The organism is Streptomyces azureus (assembly GCF_001270025.1).
Lineage (GTDB): Bacteria > Actinomycetota > Actinomycetes > Streptomycetales > Streptomycetaceae > Streptomyces > Streptomyces azureus.
The window spans coordinates 1-7,843 of sequence record NZ_DF968244.1 but is presented as its reverse complement, the minus strand read 5'-3'; the positions used below and the strand labels follow the sequence as shown (position 1 = coordinate 7,843).

The 7,843-nt window shown below is 70.4% G+C and carries 9 protein-coding genes; 2 read left to right on the top strand and 7 right to left on the bottom strand.

All coding sequences use genetic code 11. The features are described from left to right. Positions 1-178 precede the first annotated feature (178 nt). From AOQ53_RS12770 to AOQ53_RS12755, 4 genes are all read right to left on the bottom strand, one after another. Positions 179-1,270 (bottom strand): YlbL family protein, encoded by a 1,092-nt coding sequence (locus AOQ53_RS12770; RefSeq protein ID WP_059417149.1) that lies wholly within the window; start codon positions 1,268-1,270, stop codon positions 179-181. A 102-nt stretch (positions 1,271-1,372) separates the two neighbouring features. Continuing rightward, positions 1,373-1,591: a hypothetical protein gene (locus AOQ53_RS12765; RefSeq protein WP_059417148.1), complete on the bottom strand. Its 219-nt coding sequence runs from the start codon at positions 1,589-1,591 to the stop codon at positions 1,373-1,375. Between the two features lie 61 nt (positions 1,592-1,652). Beyond that, positions 1,653-2,114, bottom strand: coding sequence for a molybdenum cofactor biosynthesis protein MoaE (locus AOQ53_RS12760; RefSeq protein WP_059417147.1), 462 nt, complete (start codon positions 2,112-2,114; stop codon positions 1,653-1,655). A 107-nt stretch (positions 2,115-2,221) separates the two neighbouring features. Then, the gene (locus AOQ53_RS12755; RefSeq protein WP_059417146.1) at positions 2,222-3,343 is read right to left on the bottom strand and encodes an SDR family oxidoreductase; all 1,122 of its coding nucleotides are present in this window, start codon (positions 3,341-3,343) and stop codon (positions 2,222-2,224) included. A 192-nt stretch (positions 3,344-3,535) separates the two neighbouring features. Between AOQ53_RS12755 and AOQ53_RS12750 the strand changes: the two genes are divergently transcribed. Further along, a complete protein-coding gene (locus AOQ53_RS12750; RefSeq protein WP_059417145.1) occupies positions 3,536-4,987 on the top strand; it encodes a zinc-dependent metalloprotease in 1,452 nt (483 codons plus the stop codon). Then, positions 4,984-5,511 carry an NUDIX hydrolase gene (locus AOQ53_RS12745; RefSeq protein ID WP_059417144.1) on the top strand — a complete coding sequence of 176 codons (528 nt, stop codon included), beginning with the start codon at positions 4,984-4,986 and terminating at the stop codon, positions 5,509-5,511. Before AOQ53_RS12750 ends, AOQ53_RS12745 begins: the two co-directional genes overlap by 4 nt. 62 nt (positions 5,512-5,573) lie before the next feature. On the opposite strand, the gene AOQ53_RS12740 is transcribed toward AOQ53_RS12745, so the two are convergent. From AOQ53_RS12740 to AOQ53_RS12730, 3 genes are all read right to left on the bottom strand, one after another. Next, positions 5,574-6,329 (bottom strand): AIM24 family protein, encoded by a 756-nt coding sequence (locus tag AOQ53_RS12740; RefSeq protein ID WP_059417143.1) that lies wholly within the window; start codon positions 6,327-6,329, stop codon positions 5,574-5,576. A gap of 17 nt (positions 6,330-6,346) precedes the next feature. Next, positions 6,347-7,027: an AIM24 family protein gene (locus tag AOQ53_RS12735; RefSeq protein ID WP_031132343.1), complete on the bottom strand. Its 681-nt coding sequence runs from the start codon at positions 7,025-7,027 to the stop codon at positions 6,347-6,349. Between the two features lie 11 nt (positions 7,028-7,038). Further along, on the bottom strand, positions 7,039-7,843 hold an 805-nt coding region (locus tag AOQ53_RS12730; protein WP_174523276.1), incomplete at its 5' end, for an AIM24 family protein.

Genomic DNA, 7,843 nt, shown 5'->3' with positions numbered 1-7,843 from the left:
CATCGCCATGCTCACGAGCGGCCCTTGACACCCCCAGCCCCGCCCTAACTGAACGGCGTTGGCACTAGGGCCTGTCGGGCGAGCGTGCTCGCCGGGCGTCGCGGAGCAGGCGGGGATTTGCCGGACAGGCCCTAGCCGGGCGGCTGCGCGCCCCGGGCCGGTCGCCCGGCCCGGCGGACTACTTGCCGCACTTCGGCAGATCGGCGGTGTCGCCGCTGCGGAGGTCCTTGAGAGCGCCCAGGGCGTCCTCGATGGTGTTCACCTTGATGAGGGTGAGGCCCTCGGGGGTGTCCTTGGCGGCGGCCTCGCAGTTGTCCGCGGGCGTCAGGAAGTACTGCGCGCCCTTGGCCCGCGCACCCACGGTCTTCATCTCGATGCCGCCGATCGGGCCGACCTTGCCCTCGTCGTCGATCGTCCCCGTACCGGCCACGAACTTGCCCCCGGTCAGGCTGCCCGGCGTGAGCTTGTCGTAGATGCCGAGCGCGAACATCAGACCGGCGCTCGGCCCGCCGACATCGGCCAGCTTGATGTCGATGGTGAACGGGAACGTGTGGTCGGTCCCCGCGGAGATCCCCACGATGGCCCGCTTCTCGCCGGCGTCGTCGGAGGTCGCCGTGGTGATGGTGATGTCGTCGGTCTTCGTCGGCGTCCGCTTCTCCTTCTCCGCGGCGGCCTGCTCCTTGGCGGGCACGATCGTGAAGCGGACGTCCTGGCCCGGCTTGTGCTTCGTGACGAGCTTCGCGACGTCGGCCGGCTCCTTCACCGCCGTACCGTCGACGGCCTTGATCACGTCCCCGGCGTGCAGCTTGCCCTGGGCCGGGGACCCCTTGACGACCGTCGAGACGATGACCCATGACTTCACCGGAACGTCGAGTTCTTTCAGCGCGGCGACCTTGGCGCTCTCCTGGGACTGGCTGAACTCCTCGGCGTTCTCCTGCGTGGACTGCTCCTCGGTCTTGCCGTCCGGGTAGAGCGTCTCGTGCTGCACCACCTTGTTGTCATGCGCAAGCCAGCCATAGACGGCCTCGACCAGGTTCATCCGGTAGTCGGCGCTGGTGACCCGGACCGTCGTCATGTTCAGATGGCCACTGGTCGCATACGTCTTCCGCCCCGAAATCTGGAGCACCGGCTCGCCGCCGTGATCGCCCAGCGTGTTCACCGTCGGCCCCGGGGACATCTCCGAATACGGCACGGGGATGAACACTCCCGCGCACAAGAGCGCGATCAGCATCAGGGTGGAGGCGAGCATCGTCGCAGTGCGGCGTGGCATGACTCGACAGTACGGGACGGTCCTGTCAGCGCACCGTCAGGGCCGCCCGTCCGGGGCGGCCCTGTGGGCTCAGACGCCTGTGACCTGCCGTTTCCCTGGCCGTCAGCTACCCGGCCGGGGCCTCTCCATGGCCTCGCGGAAGCGGGCGTAACCGATGAGCTCCGGGCCGTCGCCACGGACCTTGCGATTCCGGTTGGCCCAACTGCCCCAGAGGCCCGCGCCGATCGCAGCCACAAGCGGAATCAGCAACCAGGCGAGCGCCGCCATGCCGACCTCCAACCCCTTGAGCGTCCGCAACTGACTGATCAGCAGATTAACCATCCGCAGTGACAACGCTCACGCCGGGGGGCCGGTTACGCAACCGGAAGACTGCGTACCGGATTCAGCAGGCGCCGACCCATTCTTCGGTGCCGTCGGAGAACTTCTGGTGCTTCCAGATGGGCACTTCGTGCTTGAGGTCGTCGATCAGCTTCCGGCAGGCCTCGAAGGCCTCCCCCCGGTGCGGACACGAGACGGCGACGACCACGGCGAGGTCACCGACCCGGAGATCCCCCACCCGGTGCACGGCCGCCAGCGCCCGCACCGGGAACTCGGCGACGACCTTCTCGGCGATCCGCCTCATCTCGGCCTCGGCACTGGGGTGGCAGGAATACCCCAGCTCCGCCACGTCGGCACCCCCGTCGTGGTTCCGCACGGTGCCCACGAAGAGCGCCGTGCCGCCGGCCGCGTCGTCCCCCACGGCCCGGAACACCTCGTCCACGGAAAGGGCCGTGTCCCGGATCCCGATCAGCCTGATCGGATCCTGCGCGGCCTGCTCACCCGGGTGATCGCTCGTGGTTGCCATGCCACCATCGTGCCGCACGCGACCGACAGCGCGGAATAGAGCTATCGACCGGCACGCGCGCGTGGACGTTGGACTGTCCTACGACGGGACCGGAGAGGCCGGGCGCGTCAGATGCGCCGCCGGGCCTTACGGGCCCGTCGCACCACCGCGGCCGCACCCAGCAGCGCCACCGTCGCTCCCGCGGCGCCCGCTGCCGTCGCGTCCTTGCGGCCCAGCCGCCGACCGGCCACCGTGTGCCGGCCGGAGACCTCCTCCAGGAGCTCCGCCAGCACCTCCTCGTTGGTGTACTGCGGCCGCCACCCGGCGTCGTGCAGCCGGCTGCCGCTGACCACCCAGGGGTACATCGTGTACGCCAGGTCCCCGGCCGGAGACGGCGTGAGCCCGATGCGGTGCAGTCGCGCCGCCGCACCCAGTGCGACCGCCGACGGCAGCTCCATCCGCCGGATGCCGCTGAGCTCCTCGACCTCCTCCTGCTCCAGCCACCCGTCGCACCCGACGGTCAGTTCCCCGTCGACCTTCTCCAGGACGGCGTACTCCAGCGCACTGCACAGGTCCTCGACGTGACAGAACTGCCACGCGGGCCGCGACCCGGCGACGACGAGCAGCCGAGGAGACTCGAAGTACCTGGTCAGCGCGGTGTCCGTGCCTCCCACCAGGATCGCCGGCCGCACCACGGTGACGTTGAGCCCCGGGTGTGCCCGCGGCGCCCGCCGCGCCAGCCGCTCGATCTCCAGCAGGTCGCCGACGCCCGTCGCCTCCGCCGTGGCCCGCAGCTCCGCGTCCTCGGAGAGCGGCAGCTCGTTGTCCGGCAGCGCCCCGTAGACCATCGCCGAGGTGCACAGCACGACCCGGTGCACCCCGGCCGCCGCGGCCGCCGTCAGGACGGTCTGTGTCCCCCGTACGTTGTAAGCCGTTCGGGCGGCGGCGTCGGTCTCCAGGTCGAGGTCCAGCGCCAGGTGCACCACCACGTCGGCGCCCCGCAGCTTGTCCGCGATGGCCGGATCCCGTACGTCCAGGATGTGCCACTGCGCCGCGGCGCAGTCACCGCGGCGCTCGTCGATGGCCACGACCTGCTTGACCTCGTCCGACGCGGCGAGCCGCTCGGTGAGCAGGGCGCCGACGCCGTACGCGGCACCGGTGACCGCGACGACGGGTCCGCGTGCCGCGGGACTCGCGGAACTGGTTGACTGGTTTCGCGCTGCGCGAACCTGCGGATCTGGGGAACTCACCGGGCGTCTCCAGCGGTTGTCTTCAGTACGAGCGCGAGCGACGCGTGCGTACCAGGTGGCATCCATCCTGCCGCAGGCTGTCAGTCGGCGAAGCACCGAGGCCCGATCCGCCCCAGGTGTCTACGCTGGGTGGTGTTGTCGGGCAGCCGTGCCGCCGGAAAGAACCGGCGGCCCTACCAGCCGAGGAATCCCGTGAGTGACACCCCATTCGGATTCGGCCTTCCGCCGGAGGAGCCGGACGACGGCGACGAGGGCAAGAAGAAGGACCAGGAGAGCGGTGGTGGTCAGGGACCGGCCAATCCGTTCGGTTTCGGCGGCCTGCCCGGAGCCGGAGGATTTGGCGGCGGCCCCGGCGGCCCCGGTGCGGACAACCCGTTCGCAGCCATGTTCGGCTCCCTGAACCCCAACGACCTGGGCGCCGCGTTCCAGCAGCTGGGCCAGATGCTCTCCTACGAGGGCGGCCCGGTGAACTGGGACATGGCCAAGCAGATCGCCCGCCAGACGGTGTCCCAGGGCAGCCCTGACGGCACCAAGGACACCAGCGTCGGCCCCGCCGAGCGCAGGGCCGTCGAGGAGGCCGTCCGCCTCGCTGACCTGTGGCTGGACGACGCCACGTCCTTGCCGTCCGGCGCCGGCTCGGCCGTGGCATGGAGCCGCGCCGAGTGGGTCGAGGCGACCCTGCCCGCCTGGAAGGAGCTCGTCGACCCGGTCGCCGAGCGCGTCGGCACCGCCATGGGCGACGTCCTGCCGGAGGAGATGCAGGCCATGGCCGGCCCGCTGATCGGCATGATGCGCTCGATGGGCGGCGCCATGTTCGGTACGCAGATCGGGCAGGCCGTCGGCGTGCTCGCCGGCGAGGTCGTCGGCTCGTCCGACATCGGCCTGCCGCTGGGCCCGGCCGGCAAGGCCGCGCTGCTGCCGGTGAACATCGAGACGTTCGGCAAGGACCTGAGCGTCCCGCAGGAGGAGGTACGGCTGTATCTCGCCCTGCGCGAGGCCGCCCACCAGCGGCTCTTCGCGCACGTGCCGTGGCTGCGCTCGCATCTGTTCGGCGCGGTCGACGGCTACGCCCGCGGGATCAAGGTCGACACGGCCAAGCTGGAGGACGTGGTCGGCCAGTTCGACCCGCAGAACCCCGAGCAGCTCCAGGAGGCCCTCCAGCAGGGCATGTTCCAGCCCGAGGACACGCCCGAGCAGAAGGCCGCCCTGGCACGTCTGGAGACGGCGCTGGCGCTCGTGGAAGGCTGGGTCGACGCGGTGGTCCACGCGGCCGCGAAGCCCCGTCTGTCGTCCGCCGACGCCCTGCGCGAGACGCTGCGCCGCCGCCGCGCCTCGGGCGGCCCGGCCGAGCAGACGTTCGCCACGCTGATCGGTCTGGAGCTGCGGCCGCGCCGCCTGCGTGACGCCTCCCGCCTGTGGGCCTCGCTCACCGACGCGCGCGGTGTCGACGGCCGGGACGCCCTGTGGCACCACCCGGACATGCTGCCGACGGCCACCGACCTGGACGACCCGGACGGCTTTGTGCACCGCGAGCAGATCGACTTCTCCGAGCTGGACAAGATGCTCGGCGAGGCGGCGGACAAGCCCGACCTCAGGAAGAAGGACAAGGACGAGGGCGACGGAAAGGGCGACGACGCCGGGTGAGCCTGTACGACGACGCGGTCCTCGTGCTCAAGGAGTACGAGGACCAGACGGACCTGCGCCAGGCCTACCTCGACCATCTGGCGGAGCACCCGGACGGCCTGTGGAAGGCCTGCCCGGCGGGTCACATCACGGCGAGCGCCCTAGTGATCGACCCCGAGGCCGGCCGGGTCCTGCTGACCCTGCACAGGAAGCTGCGGATGTGGCTCCAGATGGGCGGCCACTGCGAGCCGGGCGACAGCTCCCTGGCGGCCGCGGCCCTGCGTGAGGCGACGGAGGAGTCCGGCGTCTCGGGGCTCTCGCTGCTGCCGGGCGGCCCGGTACGCCTGGACCGGCACCCGATCCCGCCGCCGTGCAACTGGCATTTCGACGTCCAGTACGCGGTCCTGGCGCCGCCGGGCGCCGCGCACACGGTCAGCGACGAGTCGCTCGACGTGCGCTGGTTCGGGTACGACGAGGTCGCGGAGGTGGCCGACGAGTCGGTCGTACGCCTGCTGGAGGCCACGCGCGCGAGGCTCGCGGCCTGAGACATGTGTAAGGGGCGACCGCGCAGGCGGTCACCCCTTACATCTTGCTGGGTCCGTGCCCGTCAGTTCCAGACGTTGCCCTGGTTCTGCCCACGCGCTCCCTGCTGGCCCATGCCGTACTGCGCGGCGACGCCCGAGCCGATCTGGGCGTTCTGCGGCGGCAGCAGTTCGCTGGGCTGGACGAGCGCGAACCCGGTGCCCATGAAGCTCAGCTCCCAGCCCTCGCCGGTGCTGCCGCGGCGCCGCCACACCCCGGAGGAGTGCGTCTGGGCCTGCATCTGCACGCGCAGGCTCGTCGACCAGGCGACGATCGCGTCGGCGTCGCAGTTGACGTACTTGTCGGGCGTCACCTGCATCAGCAGCGGCATGCCCGAGGTCATCAGGGCGACCCTGCCCCGGCCTGTGATGTTGAGCTGGTACTTCCCGGAACCGGAGATGCCGTAGAGGCTGTCGACGGCGATGACCTCGTGGTGCAGGGAGGAGTCCATCGCCAGCACATAGCTGCTGTCGACGGTGAGACCGTCCTGCTCCACCTCCATGACGTGGACGTGCTGCTTGAGGTTGGCGAGGTAGACCGTGCCCTGCCCGTGGCAGCGCATCAGGTCGAGTCCCTCACCGGTGTGCGCACGCGAGCGTGCCTGGTCGTTGCTCTGGTACTCGGCGTCGAACTCGACGAGGCCCTGGTAGGCGACCATGGTGCCCTTGCGGGCCAGGATGTCGTCGTGGCCCTCCAGGGCGACGCGCAGCATCTGCTTGTTCTGCAGACTCCAGCGGTCCTGGGTCTGCTGCTCGTTGTAGGCGAAAATCGGGCTCTGCATGGCTTTCTGGCTCCCCCTCAGCCCCGGGCCCGGAGGCGGTCGGTGCTGTCCTCGCTGGGCTGGACGACGACGATGCCCTGACCGGAGAAGGCCATCTGGTAGGCCTCGCCGCTGCCGCGGCCGATCAGCGACTGCGCCCGGAAGCTGCGCTTGCCCTTCACCTTGAGGTTCGGGGACCAGGCGACCAGGGCGTCGGGGTCGACGTAGGTCTCGTCCTCGCCGCCTCCGCAGTCGACGACGATGGGCTTGCCCCGGGAGGTCAGCGCGACCCAGCCCTGCCCGGAGATCTTGGTGTTCCACAGACCCTGTCCGGCGAACTTCGCCAGGCCCTTGACCCGCTCGACGCCCCACGTGAGGTGGGCGTCGAAGGCGAGCAGGTTGGTGGCGTTGACGGAGATGCCGTCGCCGTTGAGGTTGATGACGACGACGTTCGCCCCGTAGTCGGCGAGGTAGAGCAGGCCGTCGCCGGAGCACTTCATCAGGGGCGCGCCCTCGCCGGTCATCCAGTCCTTCGCGATCTGGCGCACGGCCGGCGGGTTGGGCTCGTACTGGACGAACCCTTCGTAGGCGACCATCGACCCCACGCGCGCGAGGAGGTCGTTTCCGGTCTGCATGGCGACCTTCAGCATGTGGTTGCCGTGGTTCTCCATGCGGGCGGTGACGGGTGCTGGGGCGTGGCCCGCGAGCTGCTGTGTCATGACGGGCTCCCTCAGACCTCGTACGGCTGGACGACGATGAAGTTCCCGGGCGCTCCCCGGAACTGGAGGTTGACGCTCTCCCCGGTGTCACCCGGGTAGGCGTTGCGGCGCATCCGCACCTGGCTGGAGACGACGACCTGGGCGGCGGCCGACCAGGCGACCACGGCGTTGCAGTCGGCGAACGTGGTGGGCGTGACCGGCAGGACCACGGGCGTGCCGTGGGTCTTCACGACGATCGTGCCGGTGCCCGTGAACTGCATCGTGAACAGCGCGCCACCGGGGATGCCGTGTCCCTCGATGCGGCGCACCTCGTACTGGAGGCTTTCGTCGAAGGCGAGGACGTTCTCGGCGGAGACGCAGATGCCGTCGCCCTGGAGTTCGATGGGGTGCAGCATCGTGGAGTTCTCGGCGAGGAACACCTGCCCCTGGCCGGTACAGCGCATCAGTTGCATCTCCTGGCCGGTCGCGTTGCCCACGATCCGGCCGGCGAAGCCGGCGCCCTTGTAGCTGAAGTCGACCTTGCCCTGATAGAGCACCATGCTGCCCTGCCTGGCCAGCACGGGCTGCCCGCCGATGCCGAGGTCGACGCGGACGAGCTTCTTGTTCTGCTGCGTCCAGCGCTGCCCGGTGGGGGTCTCCTTGAACTGCTGGAGCGCGGCTGCGACACCGGGGCCCTGCGGTGCTCCCTGGGGAGACCCGTGAGGCACTCCTTGGGGCGCTCCTTGGGGTGCTCCGTAAGGCGCTTGCCCGGGCTGCTGTCCGAAGGGCGGATGCTGGCCGTAGCCCGGGGGCGGTGTGGGCTGGCCGTAGCCGGGG